Origin of the sequence: Nocardia sp. NBC_01377, assembly GCF_045040005.1 — a bacterium.
Classification (GTDB): Bacteria; Actinomycetota; Actinomycetes; order Mycobacteriales; family Mycobacteriaceae; genus Nocardia; species Nocardia noduli.
In genome coordinates this window covers 8,001,415-8,018,335 of the sequence record NZ_CP109566.1, presented here as the reverse complement: position 1 = coordinate 8,018,335, position 16,921 = coordinate 8,001,415, and the positions used below count along the sequence as shown (strand labels likewise).

14 protein-coding genes are annotated in these 16,921 nt (G+C 68.0%); 7 read left to right on the top strand and 7 right to left on the bottom strand.

Going from position 1 to position 16,921, the window contains the following annotated elements; translation table 11 throughout:
- Positions 1–47 precede the first annotated feature (47 nt).
- Genes OG225_RS36870 through OG225_RS36860 form a run of 3 tightly spaced genes read right to left on the bottom strand, consistent with a single transcriptional unit; the run spans position 48 to position 4,482 of the window.
- Positions 48–1,217: an acyl-CoA dehydrogenase family protein gene (locus tag OG225_RS36870; RefSeq protein ID WP_405179318.1), complete on the bottom strand. Its 1,170-nt coding sequence runs from the start codon at positions 1,215–1,217 to the stop codon at positions 48–50.
- On the bottom strand, positions 1,202–2,275 hold the full coding sequence (locus OG225_RS36865; protein ID WP_405179317.1) for an acyl-CoA dehydrogenase family protein: 1,074 nt from the start codon (positions 2,273–2,275) through the stop codon (positions 1,202–1,204). The genes OG225_RS36870 and OG225_RS36865 overlap by 16 nt, the downstream gene beginning before the upstream one ends.
- A 26-nt stretch (positions 2,276–2,301) precedes the next feature.
- Entirely contained in the window at positions 2,302–4,482 is a 2,181-nt protein-coding gene (locus OG225_RS36860; protein WP_405179316.1) for an acyl-CoA dehydrogenase family protein, read from the bottom strand.
- Positions 4,483–4,630: 148 nt separating this feature from the next.
- On the opposite strand from OG225_RS36860, the gene kstR reads away from it, so the two are divergent.
- The 5 genes from kstR (at position 4,631) to OG225_RS36835 (ending at position 11,247) form a co-directional block, all read left to right on the top strand.
- Positions 4,631–5,362: a cholesterol catabolism transcriptional regulator KstR gene (gene kstR, locus OG225_RS36855; protein WP_405179315.1), complete on the top strand. Its 732-nt coding sequence runs from the start codon at positions 4,631–4,633 to the stop codon at positions 5,360–5,362.
- 391 nt (positions 5,363–5,753) lie between these two features.
- On the top strand, positions 5,754–8,324 hold the full coding sequence (otsB, locus tag OG225_RS36850; RefSeq protein WP_405179314.1) for a trehalose-phosphatase: 2,571 nt from the start codon (positions 5,754–5,756) through the stop codon (positions 8,322–8,324).
- 259 nt (positions 8,325–8,583) lie between these two features.
- Positions 8,584–9,468 (top strand): metal ABC transporter solute-binding protein, Zn/Mn family, encoded by an 885-nt coding sequence (locus OG225_RS36845; RefSeq protein WP_405179313.1) that lies wholly within the window; start codon positions 8,584–8,586, stop codon positions 9,466–9,468.
- Positions 9,469–9,493: 25 nt separating this feature from the next.
- The gene (locus OG225_RS36840; protein ID WP_405183494.1) at positions 9,494–10,381 is read left to right on the top strand and encodes a metal ABC transporter ATP-binding protein; all 888 of its coding nucleotides are present in this window, start codon (positions 9,494–9,496) and stop codon (positions 10,379–10,381) included.
- Between the two features lie 29 nt (positions 10,382–10,410).
- Positions 10,411–11,247 carry a metal ABC transporter permease gene (locus OG225_RS36835; RefSeq protein ID WP_405183493.1) on the top strand — a complete coding sequence of 279 codons (837 nt, stop codon included), beginning with the start codon at positions 10,411–10,413 and terminating at the stop codon, positions 11,245–11,247.
- A gap of 52 nt (positions 11,248–11,299) precedes the next feature.
- Here the strand turns inward: OG225_RS36835 and OG225_RS36830 are convergent, their stop codons facing one another.
- Positions 11,300–12,040 (bottom strand): alpha/beta fold hydrolase, encoded by a 741-nt coding sequence (locus OG225_RS36830; protein WP_405179312.1) that lies wholly within the window; start codon positions 12,038–12,040, stop codon positions 11,300–11,302.
- 185 nt (positions 12,041–12,225) lie between these two features.
- Between OG225_RS36830 and OG225_RS36825 the strand changes: the two genes are divergently transcribed.
- Together OG225_RS36825 and OG225_RS36820 are read left to right on the top strand one after the other, a co-directional pair.
- On the top strand, positions 12,226–13,056 hold the full coding sequence (locus OG225_RS36825) for an acyl-CoA dehydrogenase family protein (RefSeq protein WP_405179311.1): 831 nt from the start codon (positions 12,226–12,228) through the stop codon (positions 13,054–13,056).
- Positions 13,057–13,159: 103 nt separating this feature from the next.
- Positions 13,160–13,966, top strand: a complete 807-nt coding sequence (locus tag OG225_RS36820) for an enoyl-CoA hydratase/isomerase family protein (RefSeq protein ID WP_405179310.1) — start codon at positions 13,160–13,162, stop codon at positions 13,964–13,966.
- Positions 13,967–14,026: 60 nt separating this feature from the next.
- Here the strand turns inward: OG225_RS36820 and OG225_RS36815 are convergent, their stop codons facing one another.
- The 3 genes from OG225_RS36815 to cysS all read right to left on the bottom strand — a co-directional run bounded on the left by OG225_RS36815 (position 14,027) and on the right by cysS (position 16,871).
- Entirely contained in the window at positions 14,027–14,305 is a 279-nt protein-coding gene (locus OG225_RS36815) for a DUF4190 domain-containing protein (RefSeq protein ID WP_109525107.1), read from the bottom strand.
- 114 nt (positions 14,306–14,419) lie between these two features.
- Positions 14,420–15,400: a 23S rRNA (guanosine(2251)-2'-O)-methyltransferase RlmB gene (gene rlmB / locus OG225_RS36810; RefSeq protein ID WP_216915793.1), complete on the bottom strand. Its 981-nt coding sequence runs from the start codon at positions 15,398–15,400 to the stop codon at positions 14,420–14,422.
- A 70-nt stretch (positions 15,401–15,470) separates the two neighbouring features.
- The gene (cysS, locus tag OG225_RS36805; RefSeq protein ID WP_405179309.1) at positions 15,471–16,871 is read right to left on the bottom strand and encodes a cysteine--tRNA ligase; all 1,401 of its coding nucleotides are present in this window, start codon (positions 16,869–16,871) and stop codon (positions 15,471–15,473) included.
- Positions 16,872–16,921: the final 50 nt, after the last annotated feature.

The following is a 16,921-nucleotide window of genomic DNA, read 5'->3' as shown; positions in this document are numbered from 1 at the left end:
GATCTCTTCCGGTGCTGTGGTGTCCGGCACGCGAGTCTCCTTGTCCTCTAGCGGGGTACGCGCGGCAGTTTCAGCCCGGCCGTGGCGACGAGTTCGCGCATGACCTCGTTGACGCCGCCGCCGAAGGTCAGCACCAGATTCTGTTTGGTGCGACGGTCCAGCCAGGTCAGCAGGGCCGCGGTGTCGGAGTCGGCCGGATCGCCGTGGCCGCCGACGATCTCCTCGGCCAGCCTGCCCGCTTCCTGGAGCGCTTCGGTGGAGTACACCTTGGTGGCCGACGCGTCCGCGATGACGCCCATCGGGTCGTCGGTCTCACTGTCCACCGTGGCCGCGACCTGCCAGTTCAGCAGTTCGTTGAGCCGGACCATGGCGTGCATCCGTCCGAGCGAGCGCCGCACATCCGGTTCGGCGAGCACCTTGTGCGCGCCCGCCCAGTCGCGCACCCGGTCGTAGAGCTGTTCGATCTTGCCGGACGGGCCGAGGCCGACCCGCTCGTGATTGAGCTGGGTTGTGATCAGCTGCCAACCCCGGTTCTCCTGTCCGACCAGCATGTTCGCGGGTACGCGGACACTGTCGAAATAGGTGGCGTTGGTGTGGTGGGCGCCGTCGCAGGTGATGATCGGCGTCCACGAATAGCCGGGGTCGGTGGTGTCGACGATGAGGATGGTGATGCCACGGTGGCGGGATTCGACCGTTCCGGTGCGGCAGGCCAGCCAGATGAAATCGGCCTCGTGCGCGCCGGTGGTGAAGATCTTCTGCCCGTTGACGATCCAGTCGCCGGAATCGTCACGCACCGCGCTTGTCCGCAGGGCCGCCAGGTCGGTGCCCGCCTCGGGTTCGGAATAGCCGATCGCGAAATGGATGTCGCCGGAGAGGATTCCCGGCAGGAATTTCCGCTTCTGCTCGTCGGTGCCGTAGGTCTGTAGGGTCGGGCCGACGGTCAGCAGGGTGACCAGCGGCAACGGCACATCGGCGCGCACCGCCTCGTTGTAGAAGATCTGCTGTTCGACCGCGCCGAAACCCTGGCCGCCGTATTCCTTGGGCCAGCCGACGCCGAGCCAGCCGTCGGCGCCCATCCGGTGCACCACGGCACGGTAGGCGTCGCCGTGACGGTTCACCTGCATCTGCGCCTCCTCCTCCGGAGTGACGAGATCGGCGAAATAGGAACGCAGTTCGGCACGCAGCGCGCGTTGCTCGGTGGTCAGGTCGATGAACATCTGGTCCCCAATCGGTCGAGTCGGAACGACGCGCCGCCGAGCCAGCGGGCGATGTCCTTGGCCTGTGAGAAATAGCGGTGCATCGAATGGGTAACGTCGACGCCGATGCCGCCGTGCAGGTGATGACACTTCTGCATCGCGGCGGGCAGTTCGGAGGCCACGGTATAGGCCAGGACGTCCAGATCGTCGTCGGTGCGTTCCCGGTGTTCCGGCGTGGCCGCGGTCTCGGCGTCCTGGGCAAGAGCCCAGTTCGCCGACACCGCCGCGGCGTGCAGGGTGCGTGAGACGACGTAGAGATCGGCGATCTGCTGTGCGACCGCCTGGAATTCGGCCAGCGGACGGTTGAACTGGTGTCTGGTCCGCAGATGTTCGGCGGTGAGCACCAGCGCGCCCTTCAGCAGTCCGTCCGCGACCGAACCGATGGCGGCGATCGCGGTGCGGTGCAATCGGGCGAGTCCGTCGGGGATCAATTGCTCGGCCGGAATCCGCACACCGTCCAGGCGCACCCCGGCCTCCGGTATGCCGCCGGAGGTCGGCGTCGGTGTGATGGTCAGGCCGTCGGCCCCCGCGTCGACAAGGGCAAGCCCCGTGTCGGTCGGGATCAGCAGCCAACGGGCCTGCTCGGCATAGGGCACCGCGATCTTGGCTCCGGTGACGATCACCGAATCACCGTCGACGACCGCGGTGGTCGAGGGTTTGTCCACGAAGGGCGCGCCCGGTTCGCTCAGCGCCACGGTGAGGATCGCGCCGCTCGCGATCTCGGGGAACACCCGCGCGGCGACGCTGTCGGGAAGTCCGGCCAGCAGCGGCGGCAGAGCGAGACCCAGTGTCGCCAGAGCGGGTACGGCCACCGCGTCGGTGGCCAATTCGGTCAACATGACCGAGATCTCGGACAGGCCCATGCCGTCGCCGCCGAAGCGTTCCGGCAGGGCCACCGACAGCAGTCCGCTGTCGACCAGGATCGGCCACAGCTCGAAATCGCGCGCCTGCTCCCGCTCGAGCACGCTGACGACGACCTCGGCCACGGCGTCCTGGCCCTCGTCCCTGGTGAAGTCCACGCTGTATCTCCCAGTTCCCTCGTCGACTAACCGCTCGCGTCGCGAGGCAGGCCGAGCACCCGTTCACCGGCCACGGTGAGCAGGATCTGTTCGGTGCCGCCCGCGATCGACAGACAGCGGGTGAGCAGGAATTCCTTGACCTCGTCGGATGCCAGCGCCCCGGCCGGACCCGCCGTGGTCGCGGCGAATTCCGCCACGTCCTGCCGGTGGCGAACACCCACCAGTTTGCGAACACTGCTGAGCGCCGTCGGGTCGCCGCCGGACAGCATCTCGATGACCGCGCGTTGTTCCACCAGTAGACCCGAGATGGCTTGTGCGATCAGCGCGCCGAGACGATCGCCGGTGAGTTCGGCGCCCGGCCCGGATTCTGGCAGTTTCGCGATCAGTTCCTCGAGCACCGGTCCGATACCGTTGCCGCCCATCGCGACCCGCTCGGCCGACAGGGTCGACCTGGCGATCTTCCAACCGTTGTTCACCTCGCCGACGAGACCGTCGTCCGGGACGAACACGTCGTCGAGGAAGACCTCGCTGAACCGGGCTTCACCGGTGATCGTCACCAGCGGGCGCACGTCGACGCCCTCGGTCCGCATATCCACCAGGAAATAGCTGATGCCACGATGTTTGGCCGCAGCGGGGTCGGTGCGGGCCAGACAGATACCCCAATCGGCCCGGTCGCCGAGCGAGGTCCAGACCTTCTGGCCGTTGAGAACCCAGCCGCCGTCCACCTTCTCGGCGGTGGTGCGCAGCGCGGCCAGATCCGATCCGGCGCCGGGTTCGCTGAACAGCTGACACCAGACGACCTCTTCGCGCAGGGTCGGCCACGCGAAGCGGTCGATCTGTTCCCGGGTGCCGTGTTGCAGCAGGGTCGGCACGGCCCAGCCGCCGATGGCGAGGTCGGGTGCCTTCATGCCGTGACGGCGCAACTCCTCCGAGATCACCAGTCCGGTCATGGGATTCGCGGCGCGACCGTAGGGGGCGGGCCAGTGCGGCATGGTCAGGCCCGCGTCGACCAGCGCGCCCGCGCGCTCGTCGGCGGGCAGCGCGGCGATCGCGGCCACCTCGGCGGCCAGGTCACCGGTGTCGTCCACCTCGACGCCGTCCGCGGCGAGGACCCGATCGGCGCCGGTCGTCCGACGTTGCCCGGCCCTGGTCAGTTCGGTCACCCTGGCCCGCCACCGGTCCGAGCCGCCGAGCAGTTGACGCAGTGCCGTGGCCCGGCGCAGGTAGAAGTGCGCATCGTGTTCCCAGGTGAAACCGATGCCGCCGAGGACCTGGACGCAGTCCTTGGCGGTCTCCACCGCGGCGTCCAACGCGACGGTGGCGGCGATGGCGGCGGCGATCGGCAGTTCCGCCCCGCCCTCGTCGACCGCGGCGGCGGCGTCGGCGGCGACCGCGCGGATCAGTTCGGTTCGGCACAGCATCCACGCGCAGATATGTTTGACCGCTTGGAAAGAGCCGATCTTGCGGCCGAATTGCTCACGCACCTTGGCGTATTCGACGGCGGTGTCCAGGCACCAGCCCGCGAGTCCCGACAGTTCCGCCGCGACGAGGACGACGACGAGATCCTCGACCGCGTGCGGCGCGGTGAACAACCGCGACGCGGGCACCGTCACTCCGTCGCAGTACACGCGCGCCAGTGGCGCGCTCGGGTCGGCCTGCGGCAGTTGCTCGATACGCAGACCGGGGGCATCCGGGGCGATCAGGGCGTGGCGCGGACCCTCCGGTGTGCGGACCGGCAGCAGCACCGAGGTGCCATCGGCCGCACCGAGCACCAGCTCCCAGACACCCTCGAGCAACAGGTTCTCGTCCGCGGCCGGTACGCTGACCGCGGATTCGACAACGAAGTCGAGCGCGACGCCGCACGGCATGTCCTCGTCGATGGCGCCCGCCGTGATCAGGTTCGCCAGTGCCGTGGACAGCACCGGGCCACCAACCAGATCGTGGGCGGCCTGTTCGACGAGCACCGCGAGGTCGGCCACTGTACCTCCCGCACCGCCCGCCTCCTCGGCGACCGCGACGCGGAAGATCCCGAGGTCGGCGAGCGCGGGCCAGTACGCATGCCAGAAAGGTTGTCCAGCCGGATCGGACCGTGAACTCTCTCCCACGCTGGTGGCGGCCCGCATTGTTGCAATCGGCCGGACCGATCCGGCCCATCCGCGCATCGACTCCTGAACGGCTTTATGCTCGTCAGTGGTGGCGATGGTCACACTCCGTACCGCCTTTCCGGCGTGACGCCCACACCTAGAACATGTTCTAATATCAAGGCCGGGTCCAAGTCAAGAGAGCGACTTGGGGCGCCCGGCCCCGCCGCGCATGCCAGCCGACGAAACGACGCCAGGAAAGGACTCTCATCTCATGGCAAGTCCATCCCGATCGCAGCCCGCCGATTCGAGCCCTTCGGCGCCCGCGAACGGCGCGGAGGCGGTAGCACGGCGCGAGAACACGGCTCCCAAGGAACGGCGCGGGGCCAACAACGCCCGGCCCGCCACCACCGTCGCCACGCTCAGCGAGGACGAGCTGAGCTCGGCCGCGCAGCGGGAACGACGTAAGCGAATTCTGGACGCGACGCTGGCCCTGGCCTCCAAGGGCGGTTACGACGCGGTGCAGATGCGCGCCGTCGCCGAACGTGCCGATGTCGCCGTCGGCACGCTCTACCGCTATTTCCCTTCCAAAGTGCATCTGCTCGTTTCGGCGCTGTCGCGCGAATTCGAGCAGATCGAGGGCAAACGCAAACCACTGGCCGGACAGTCGCCGCGCGAACGCATGCATCTGCTGCTCACTCAGATCACCAGAATGATGCAGCGCGACCCGCTGCTCACCGAGGCGATGACCCGAGCCTTCATGTTCGCCGACGCTTCGGCGGCCGCGGAGGTCGACCGGGTCGGCAAGGTGATGGACCGGGTCTTCGCCCGCGCCATGAACGACGGCGAGCCCACCGAAAGGCAACTCGCCATCGCGCGGGTGATCAGCGATGTGTGGCTTTCGAACCTGGTGGCTTGGCTCACTCGCCGGGCCTCGGCGACCGATGTGACCGACCGCCTCGAACTGACCGTGGATCTGCTTCTCGGCGACGGCGCTCTGAAATAGCTGGAGGCTTTCGCGCCGACATCGAAGCCCAACCGGTAGCCCGGCTGTCGCACAATAGTGCGGCAGCCGGGCTACCGTTGTCATATGCCGCGTTTGCCCGCGGTCGCCGACCCGGATTCGAACCTCGATGTCCGGCAAAGCGACTCACCCCCGGCACCAGAGCCGAGGCGCCACCATGCCCCGGCGAGCACACTCGTGATCGTCTCGCGACACGGGTCGCTCCGGTCCGTTGAAAGGTTACCGGCCAGTTACCCATATGTTAACTGGGCGAATCCGGTTCGCGTCGTCGGACACCCCCGCACGCGCACCGGCGCACTGCGGTGCGACGAATTCAACACAGTATTGTTTTGCCCGCCCAGAATTAAACTCCTCCGATCACTAGGTTGGATGCGTGAGCGCACAGGATCTGCCAAAGGAACTTCGTCGTGCATTGTCGACGATCGCGCGCGAGCCACGGCTCTTGATCGCGTCGGATTACGACGGGACATTAGCGCCCATCGTGTCCGACCCGGCGAAGGCGTATCCCCACCGGGAATCGGTGAGCGCCTTACGCGCTCTCGCCGGTCTCACCGGAACCACCGCCGCCGTGATCTCCGGCCGCGCGCTGCGGGATCTCGCCGCACTGTCACGGCTCCCGGTGGAAGTACAACTGATCGGTAGCCACGGCTCGGAATTCGATGTGGGCTTCGTGCACGCGATCGACAACGACGCCAAACATCTGCTGAGCGAGGTGCAGACCTCGCTGACGCAGATCGCCGAGGAGAATCCCGGCGTCGCGGTGGAGATCAAGCCGGCGAGTATCGCGCTGCACGTGCGCAACGCCAGTCCCGAGATCGGACTGCGCGCGCTGAAGTCGGCCCGTCTGGGCCCGGCCTGCTGGGTCGGCGTCCAGGTGACCGAGGGTAAGGCGGTCATCGAACTGGCCGTCATCCCCACCGACAAGGGCGCCGCGCTCGACACCATCCGCCACCAGGAGGGTGCGACCGCGGCGGTGTTCTTCGGCGACGATGTCACCGACGAGAAGGCGTTCCGGGTCCTGTCCGGCCCCGACCTCGGTATCAAGGTCGGCGCGGGTGACAGCCTCGCGAAATTCCGGGTGGACAGCACCGAGGACGTGTCGAAGGCTCTCGCCTTCCTGCTGGAGGAACGGCGCACCTGGCTGGCAGGCGCGAGCGCGCCGCGGATCGAACGGCTCACCATGCTGGCGAGCCCGCGTTCGGTGGCGCTGCTCACCCCCGATGCCACGGTCACCTGGTTCTGCCATCCCGAACCCGATTCGGCCGCGGTCTTCGCGCATCTGCTCGGCGGGCCGCAGGCGGGACATTTCACCATCGCGCCCGAGCGACCGGGCCTGCCGCTGTCGCAGCGGTACGTCGACGGCACCATGACCGTCGAAACCCGTTGGGCCAGTTTGTCGGTCGTCGACTACCTGCCGCACGACGTCGATCCGAGCCGGACCGATCTGACCAGGGTCATCAGCGGCGACGCCAAGGCCGTCGTCACCTTCGCGCCCCGGCCGGAATTCGGCCAGGTGCCGGTGACCATCGAGCGCGAGCAGACCGGCCTGCGGGTGCTCGGCACCAACGATCCGATGGTGCTGCGCTCCCCCGGCGTCGAATGGCAGATCGAGACCGACGGCACCCACGATGTGGCGCGCGCCGTCGTCGATCCGTCCGACGGGTCAATCGTGCTCGAATTGCGCTGTGGCACGCAGGATCTCGCACCGGCGATGAGTAGCGAGCTGGAGCGCCGGCGAGAAGCGGAGAGCTACTGGGCATCCTGGGCCGCCGGACTCGAATTGCCGCCGCTCAAGCCCGATCTCATGAAGCGTTCGGCGCTGACCTTGCGCGGCCTCGTGCACGCGCCGTCCGGTTCGATCCTGGCCGCGGCCACCACATCGCTGCCGGAGGATATCGGCGGCGTGCGCAACTGGGATTACCGGTACTGCTGGCTGCGCGACGCCTCGCTCACCGCGCAGGCGCTGGTCTCGCTCGGATCGCTCGGCGAGGCCGACGCCTTCCTCGGCTGGGTGCACCGGGTACTGGAGACGCTGCCGGGCCCGGAGCGGTTGCACCCGCTGTACACGCTCTACGGCGAGACGCTGCCCCCGGAGGCCGTCATCGATCAGCTGCCGGGATACGCGGGTTCGCGTCCGGTGCGCGTCGGCAACGCCGCGAATATGCAGGTGCAGCTCGACGTGTTCGGCCCGATCGTCGATCTCATCGCCTCGCTCGCCCACGCCCGCGAACAGCAGGGCAGCACCGACCCGGCGCGGGTACTGCCCGACGCCGACTGGGAACTGGTGCGCGCCATGATTTCCGCGGTCCAGCGGCGCTGGACCGAACCCGACCACGGCATCTGGGAGATCCGCGGCAACCCGCGCCACCACGTGTACTCCAAGGTCATGGGCTGGCTGACGGTGGATCGCGCGCTGACGCTCGCGCAGAAATTCCAGCGCCACGTCGATCCGGCCTGGGTGGTCCTGCGCGACACCATCGCCGACGAGGTCAAGACCAAGGGCTGGAACGACGAGGTGCAGTCCTACACCGCGGCCTACGACGGCACGGATCTGGACGCGGCGACCCTGCACATCGGTCTGAGCGGACTGATCGACCCGTCCGATCCGCGCTTCGCCGCGACCGTCGTGGCGACCGAGGCCGAACTGCGCAGCGGTTCGACGGTCTATCGGTACCACCACGACGACGGCCTGCCCGGCGGCGAGGGTGGATTCCACCTGTGCGCGGCCTGGTTGGTCGAGGCGTACCTGCTGATCGGCAGGCGCTCGGACGCCGAGGCCCTGTTCGCCCAGCTGGTCGATGTCGCCGGACCGACCGGACTGCTCAGCGAGGAGTACGACCCGGTCGCCGAACGTTCGCTCGGAAACCATCCACAGGCCTACAGCCACCTCGGTCTGCTGCGTTGTGCGCAACTTCTCGGCCAGCCCGCGGACGCGCTGGTCTGATCGACCCCCGAACGCCGCGCACGGTCACCGCTGGTGAACCGGGCGCGGCGTTCGGCGTCGGCGCGGTGGTGCGCGGGTTCGACCCCCTCGGCGTCGCCCGGGCAGGGTTTGGGCGGTGGGTGGGCGGTTCCCGAGTTGCGGACCCCTGTTAAAGTTAAACGGTAACGATTTCCATTATGATCTAGCGCACTACGGATCCGGCGATCAGCCCCGCCGGAGCCGTGACGCACCCAGATCCACCGCACCAGGAGTCCTCCGCGTGAAGAGTCGATTCGCCCTGAAGTTCGCCGGTCTCGCCCTGGGGGTGGCGACCGCGGCGACACTGACCGCCTGCGGCAGCGGCTCCGACGATTCCGGAAAGCCCGAAGTCGTCGCCTCGACCAACGTGTGGGGCAATATCGCCTCGGTCATCGCGGGTTCGGATGCCACGGTGACCGCGCTGATCACCGATCCGGCCGCCGATCCCCATTCGCACGAGACCTCGGCGGTGGAATCGGCGAAGATCAGCGACGCCGACCTGATCGTCTACAACGGCGGCGGCTACGACGAATTCATCGAGAAGGCGATCGAGGGCAGGGGCAAGCGCACCGTCGACGCCTTCGAGTCGCGCACCGACACCTCCGACGAGAACGAGCACGTCTGGTACGACGTCACCACCGTCGCGACCGTCGCCGACCGGATCGCCGCGACACTCGGCGAGGTCGATGCCGACCACGCCGCCGGATACACCGAACGCGCGGCGGATTTCAAGGCCCGGCTGACCGGCGTCTCCGCGATCACCGGCAAGATCGCCGCCGAACACCCCGGCACCCCGGTGTTGCAGACCGAACCGCTCGCGCACTACCTGCTGCTCGCCTCGGGTGCGCGGGACCGCACCCCCGCCGAATTCCAGGAGGCGATCGAACAGGAGACCGATCCCGCGCCCGCCGCCGTCGCCGCCACTCGCGACCTGTTGACCGGCAAGCAGGTACGCGCCCTGATCTACAACGTGCAGACCCAGGACAAGATCACCCGCGACCTGCGCGATATCGCCGAGAAGAACGGAGTCGCCGTGGTCGAGGTGACCGAAACCCTGCCCGAAGGGGTCGATTACATTCAGTGGCAGAGCAAGAACGCCGAGGCGCTCGCCTCCGCACTCCGGTAGGCGTGCGATGAACAAGGGAGCCGCGCTGACCGAGCACACCGATCGGGTGGAACGGCGGGCGACCGGCACCGACGGTGCGGCCGCGGTCCGCCTCGAAGCCGCGAGCCTCGCCTTCGGCGATCGCACGCTGTGGCGGGACCTCGACCTCGAGGTCGCGCCGGGTGAATTCGTCGCCGTCCTCGGTCCCAACGGATCGGGTAAGACCTCGCTGATGCGGGTGCTGCTCGGGCGGCTCGCGCTCAGCTCCGGGCACGCGCGCATCGCCGGAACGCCCGTTCGAGCGGGCAATCACGATATCGGCTATGTGCCGCAACAGAAGACGATCGACGCGGGCGTGCAGTTGCGCGGCGTCGACCTCGTCGGCCTCGGCGTCGACGGACACCGCTGGGGACTCGGACTGCGCGGCCGCGCCGAACGCAAGCGCAAGGTCGCCGCCGCCATCGCCGACGTGGGGGCCGAGGCGTTCGCCAACCACGCCCTGGAATCGCTGTCCGGTGGTGAGCAGCAGCGGCTACGGGTCGCGCAGGCGCTGGTCGGCGACCCGAAGGTGCTGCTGTGCGACGAACCGTTGCTGAGTCTGGACCTAGCCAACCAACGGCTGGTCTCCGAACTGATCGAGCAGCGCAGACGCGCGCACGGCACCGCGGTACTGTTCGTCACCCACGAGATCAATCCGATTCTGCCGCTGGTGGACCGGGTGCTGTACCTGGTCGACGGCCGGTTCCGGATCGGGCCGCCGGACGAGGTGATGACCTCGGAGGTGCTCTCCGAGCTGTACGGCACCGAGGTCGACGTGCTTCGGGTACGCGGACGGCTCGTCGTCGTCGGCACCGGTGACACCATGGACGCGCTCGGCGCGGCGGGCGCACAGCACTGCCATGCCGATACCGATCCGAACCGGGTGCGCGCGTGAACGACAAACTCGCGGGCGTGTTCTCGAAGATGTTCGATTTCGGCACCACCGCCGATCTGCTCTCCTACGACTTCGTCCAACAGGCGGTGCTGGCCGCCGCGATGCTCGGCCTGCTGGCCGGGGCGATCGGTCCGCTCATCATCAGCAGGCAGATGTCGTTCGCGGTACACGGCACCAGCGAACTGTCGCTGACCGGCGCGGCGGCCGCGCTGCTCGCCGGAATCGGCGTCGGGCTCGGCGCGATCATCGGATCGGTGGTCGCCGCGGTGCTGTTCGGCGCGCTGGGTACCAAAGCGCGGGAACGCGATTCGGTGATCGCGGTGGTGCTGTCGTTCGGCCTCGGCCTGTCCGTGCTCTTCCTGTGGCTCGGGCCGGAACGGGCCGGATCGAAATTCTCGCTGCTGACCGGGCAGGTCGTCAGCGTCGGCTACAGCGGGCTCGCGCTGCTCACCACATGCACCATCGGAGTGCTCGCCGTCCTCGCCTTCGTCTACCGCCCACTGCTGTTCGCCAGCAGCGATCCGGAAGTCGCGGTGGCCAAGGGTGTTCCGGTACGCGCGCTCTCGATCGTCTTCGCGGTCATGCTCGGGATCACCGCCGCCTTCGGCGTGCAGATCGTCGGCGCGCTGCTGGTACTCGCGCTGTTGATCACCCCCGCCGCCGCGGCGGCTCAGCTCACCGCGAACCCGGTCCGCGCGACCGTGCTCGCGGTGGTCTTCGCCGAGATCGCGGCGGTCGGCGGCATTCTGCTGTCACTGGCCCCCGGTGTGCCGGTGTCGACCTTCGTCACCACACTGTCGTTCCTGATCTACCTGATCTGCCGGGTGATCGGCGCTCGGCGGCGGCGAACGGTCGGCGTGCGCTGAGCGGTCCACCTCTGAACCGAGGTGGCCTCGGCCGTGCGCCGAAGTCACGACCTCATCGGGAGATCCGGTCGGCATCCTGATCGACGGCGGTGAGGAACGGCGTCAACGCGGCGAGGTAGGAGGGAATGTCGTTGCTCCACAGGCCGTGACCGCGTTCGGGGAGCGTCACGACTTCCACGTTCTCGGCGGCGGCGCGATAGCGGTCGGCGGCGGCATCGTCGACCACCGACCCCCGCCTGCCACCTCGGAGGACCAGCACCGGGCAGCCGAGTTCGGGCAGCCGCTCCCACAGCGACACCTCCTCGCTCTCCACGGCCACGGCCTCGATCACCTGCGACGGCATCCGTTCGGTGACCGTACGGCCGTGCACCCGCATCGCCGACAGCCGCTCGACCGCCTCCGGTGGCAGGAAGACGTGCCGCGCCTGATAGTCGTTGATCACCAGCCCGGCCACCCGGTGGTCCGCGTGCAGCGCCGCCCCGATGGCGTAGGGCGTGCCGCGCGAATAGCCCATCACGATCGGCCGTCGCAGTTCGCACGCGGTCATCACGGCGAGCACGTCGCCGTAGTGGTGCTGCCAGGTGTATCCGCGCGCCGGAGCGTCACTGCGACCCCGCCCGCGTACGTCGACGACGACCACGCGCCGGTCGCCCAGCCCCTCCAGTTGCCAGGCGTAGTCCTCGGCGTCTTCGCCGGTGCCTGGAACGACCAGCACCGGCACGCCCGAACCGTCGCGCCGATTATCGATGGCGTGCAGTCGCACACCGGCGTTGTCGACGTACACCGTCGCCATCGGACCCCCTCGGGTGCGGCCTTCGCGAGAAATGTTTGTGTGGCGAACAGAATTTAGCGCGCGGCCACGATCGACCGCCAGACCGCAGGGGTTCGCGACTATTTTGATGGCAGCCGCCTTCAGTTGAGGGGTCGAGGTTTCGTATGCTCGACACACACACGCCGCCGACCGAATGGTGATCACCGATGATCGATTTCACGATTCCCGCCGACCTCGCCGCCGAACGCGACCGCGTGCGGCGATTCGTCATCGACAAGATCGTCCCGTTCGAGCGGGATCCGCGCCTGACCTCCCACGGGCCGACCGACGAACTGCGCCAGGAACTGGTCGAACTCGCCCGTGCCGAGAAATTGCTGACCGTTCAGGCGCCCGAGGAATTGGGCGGACGCGGACTGACCCATATCGAGCAGGCGGTGATCTACGAGGCGGCCGACGGCGATCAGCCGGGGATCGTCATCGAACGCACCATGAACACCATGGACCGCAACTACGTGGGCGGGCACGGCGTTGTTCGTTTCGAGAACCTGGTGCTGCCGAGGGAATCGCTGCTCGGCGATACCGGTCAGGCGCTGCGCTACGCCCAACTGCGGCTGGCTCCGGCACGGCTGACCCACTGCATGCGCTGGCTGGGCGCGGCCGAACGCGCGCAGAGCATCGCCGTCGACTACGCCAAAACCCGCACCGCCTTCGGCAAACCGATCGGCGAACACGAGGGCGTGTCGTTCATGCTGGCCGATAACGAGATCGCGCTGCACCAGTGCCGACTGACCATCTGGCACGCCTGCTGGCTGATGGACCAGGGCGAGAAGGCCAGACACGAGAGTTCCATCGCCAAATCGTTCGTCTCCGAGGAACTGTTCAAAGTCGCCGACCGGTGCGTTCAGGTCCTCGGCGGCATCGGGATCAGCGACGAGACGGTCGTCGAGATGATCTTCCGCGACATGCGCGCCTTCCGGCTCTACGACGGCCCGACCGAGGTGCACAAATACGCTATCGGCCGCCGCGTGCTGCGCTGACACGGCGGAAAGGCCGAGCGAAAGGGCTGGGACGAGTGGTTCGGGTGGGGCAGTTGAGCCGGAGCCGCGGACGGCTGGAATTCGATACGACTACCATGCTGGCATGAGTTCGGAACTGCTCGTCGATGTCTCAGCGGGCATCGCCGTGCTCACATTCAATCGTCCCGCGCAGCAGAACGCGTTCACCCCGGCGATGACCGCCGAACTGAGCGCCGCGTTGCACCGGTGCGACGCCGAGGACGCGATCCGCGTTGTCGTCATCACCGGAACCCCGCCCGCGTTCTGCGCTGGTGCCGACCTGTCGAGCCGGGTGGGTGAGGTCAGCGCGACCATCGATCCGGCCCCGTGGCAGATCCGCAAACCGGTGATCGCCGCCGTCAACGGTCACGCGGTGGGGATCGGTCTCGCGCTCGCCCTGCAATGCGATCTGCGCTACATGGCGCGCGACGCGGTCTACGGCCTCACCCAGGTCAGACGCGGCGTACTCGCCGACGGTTACGCGCACTGGACGCTGCCCCGGCTGGTCGGCATGGCGAACGCCGCCGACATCATGCTGACCGGGCGCACCTTCGACGGTGACGAGGCCAAGTCGATGGGCCTGGCCAACAGCTGCCTCGACGGGTCCGAAGTGCTGCCGACCGCGCTGTCGGTGGCGCACGACATGGCCAACGGATCGGCCCCGCTGCCGGTGGCGCTGTCCAAGCGGCTGCTGTGGGAAGGTCTGCGGATGAGTCCGGCCGTGGTCGGAAAGCTGGAAACCGATCTGAACGCGCACGCCGCCGAGAGTGTCGACGGTGACGAGGCCATGGCGGCCTTCCGCGATCGCAGGCAGCCCAATTGGACCGGCAGTATCAGCGCCGAATGGCCCGCCTGGGACAAGGCCGTCGCCGAACGACCGGTACTGGACTGACCCGAGCCGGGCACCCCGGTCTCGGCCGGACGGGTGCCGCAGAGTCCTGCCCCCGCGGCGTCAGGCGCCGCCGCGCAATACGAGCAGGATGAACAGGATCGCCATGATGATCATGCAGATGGTGCCGACGACACCGAGCACGTAGCCGACGAGCACCTGAGCGCGGCCACCGTAGGCGCCGCCGGATTCTTCGATCTGGTCGAGCGCGCGCCTGCCCATCGCCCACGCCACCGGCCCGAGTGCTCCGCAGCACAGCAGACTCGCGGCGCCGATGAACAACACGGCCTGCGCATTGGGATGCTCGACTGGCTGCCCGATGGGCTGGTTCGGTATGACCACTCACCGAATTCTACGGGGGCCCCGGGGTTTTTGGCAGCGGCTGCCGCGCAGCGTGTTCGGCGGCGGCGGCCGTCGCCCCGGCCGACCGATCACGCACGGTGACCGGATCGGCGATCAGGACGAACGCCGTTGGCGGGCAACCTCGGCCAGCACCACACCGGCGGCGACCGAGGCGTTGAGGGATTCGACCGGCCCCGCCATCGGAATGCTCAGGATGGAATCACAGGTTTCGCGGACGAGACGGGACAGGCCCTTGCCCTCCGAACCGACGACGATCACGGTCGGCTCACGCCCGTCGAAATCATCGAGGGTGGTGTCACCGCCCGCGTCCAGGCCGATGATCTGATAACCCTTGCTCGCCCAATCCTTCAGCGTGCGAGTCAGATTGGTGGCGCGAGCGACCGGAAGCCGGGCCGCGGCGCCCGCGCTGGTCCGCCACGCCACGGCGGTGACACTCGCGCTGCGGCGCGACGGGATCAGCACACCCTGACCACCGAAAGCCGCCACCGAGCGGATGACCGCGCCGAGATTACGCGGATCGGAGATATTGTCCAGCGCGACCAGCAGGGCGGGTTCGGCGGTGCCGCGGACCCGGTCGAGCAGGTCGTCGGGGTGCGCGTAGCGGTACGGCGGCACCTGGAGGGCGACGCCCTGGTGCAATCCGTTGGCGCTCAAGCGATCCAGATCGGTGCGCGGCACCTCGAGGATCGAGATGCCCGCGTCGGCCGCGATCTTCACACTCTCGGTGAGTCGATCGTCGTTCTCGGTGCCGACGGCCACGTACAGCGCCGTCGCGGGCACCTCGGCACGCAGACATTCGACGACCGGGTTGCGACCGAGCACCAACTCGGGACCGTCGTCGCTCTTGCGACCGGCCGGGCGACCCGACGAACCGCGTTTGTTCGGCTGGTTGGCCGCCGCCTTCGCCTTGGCCGCGGCGCGTTTGGCCGCCGGATGTTTGGTGCGCGCCTCGGCGGGCGGGGTCGCGCCCCGACCTTCCAGACCACGCCTGCGCTTACCACCGGAGCCGACGACGGCGCCCTTCTTGGTGCTGCCCTTGCGGATAGCCCCTCGCCGCTGCGAATTCCCTGCCATCAGTACGCCTTTCCGCGCGGTGTCGGGCAGGAGCGCCCGCGTGCCTTCGGCCTGTCGAGCACGTCGCGGCTCATCGGGCGCCCTTGGGATCGATGAGCGACCACTCCGGGCCGTCGGAGGTGTCGGTCACCTCGATACCGGCGTTCTGCAACCGGTCCCGTGCCGCGTCGGCGCTCGCCCAATCCTTGTCCGCGCGCGCCTGCTGGCGGCGGTCGAGTTCGGCGCGGACCAGCACATCGAGCGCGTCGAGCGCGGTCGAATGGTCCTTCCCGCTGTACCACCGCGGGTCGAACGGGCACACGCCGAGAATGCTCAGCATCCCCCTGACCTGACCGGCCAGTTCGCGTGCCTCGTCGATCGAACCCGATTCCAGCGCCTTGTTGCCGTCGTGCACCACCCGGTGCACCTCGGCCAGCGCGCGCGGCACCGCGAGATCGTCGTCCATGGCCTCGGCGAAAGCGTCGGTCCATTTACCGACCGGAATCTCTCCGGCCCGGTCGACTACCCGGTGCAGGAAGGATTCGATGCGCTGATAGGAGGCCACGGCGTCGTTCAAAGCCTTGTCCGAATATTCGAGCATCGAACGGTAGTTCGCGCTGCCGAGATAGAACCGGAGTTCCACGGCGCGAACCTTTTTCAGCATATTCGGGACCGAGAGCACATTGCCGAGCGATTTCGACATCTTCTCCCCGCCCATCGTCACCCAGCCGTTGTGCAACCAGTAACGCGCGAAACCGTCGCCCGCCGCTTTCGACTGGGCGACTTCGTTCTCGTGATGGGGAAAAACCAGATCCATTCCACCGCAGTGGATATCGAATTCGGAACCGAGGTAGTACTCGGCCATCGCCGAGCATTCCAGATGCCATCCCGGACGGCCGGGACCCCACGGCGACGGCCAACTCGGCTCACCCGGTTTGGCGGCCTTCCACAGGGTGAAATCGCGCGCGTCGCGTTTACCGACGCCCGCGCTCTCGCCCTGGTGCACATCATCGAGTCGGTGGCCGGACAGTTTGCCGTAATCCGGATAACTCACCACGTCGAAATATACATTGCCTTCGGAGGCGTACGCGTGGCCGCGTTCGATCAACCGGTGCATCAGGTCGATCATCTGCGTGATGTGCCCGGTGGCGCGCGGTTCGGCCGACGGCGCCTGCACGCCGAGTAGATCGTAGGCCCGGTCGAAGGCGCGCTCGTAGGTGGCGGCCCACTCCCACCACGGCCTGCCTGCCTCGGCGGCCTTGGTCAGGATCTTGTCTTCGATATCGGTGACATTGCGGATGAACCAGACGTCGTAATCGTGCGCCTGCAACCACCTCCGCAGCACGTCGAAGGCGACGCCGCTGCGCACATGGCCGATATGGGGTTCACCCTGAACGGTCGCGCCACACAGGTACACCGAAGCTCGGCCGGGGACCAACGGCGCGAATTCGCGCAGGGTCCGCGTTTCGGTGTCAAAGAGGCGCAGAGTCACGGCAGTCGATCCTAGTCGGTGTAGCTGGGCGTTCTTGCCCCGGCTCAGGT

Bases quoted from the DNA above. Each gene is read 5' to 3' on its own strand.
- OG225_RS36870 (WP_405179318.1), bottom strand. From the start codon at position 1,217: ATGTTCATCGACCTGACCACCGAGCAACGCGCGCTGCGTGCCGAACTG.
- kstR (WP_405179315.1), top strand. From the start codon at position 4,631: ATGGCAAGTCCATCCCGATCGCAGCCCGCCGATTCGAGCCCTTCGGCG.
- OG225_RS36835 (WP_405183493.1), top strand. From the start codon at position 10,411: ATGTTCGATTTCGGCACCACCGCCGATCTGCTCTCCTACGACTTCGTC.
- OG225_RS36830 (WP_405179312.1), bottom strand. From the start codon at position 12,040: ATGGCGACGGTGTACGTCGACAACGCCGGTGTGCGACTGCACGCCATC.
- OG225_RS36825 (WP_405179311.1), top strand. From the start codon at position 12,226: ATGATCGATTTCACGATTCCCGCCGACCTCGCCGCCGAACGCGACCGC.
- OG225_RS36820 (WP_405179310.1), top strand. From the start codon at position 13,160: ATGAGTTCGGAACTGCTCGTCGATGTCTCAGCGGGCATCGCCGTGCTC.
- rlmB (WP_216915793.1), bottom strand. From the start codon at position 15,400: ATGGCAGGGAATTCGCAGCGGCGAGGGGCTATCCGCAAGGGCAGCACC.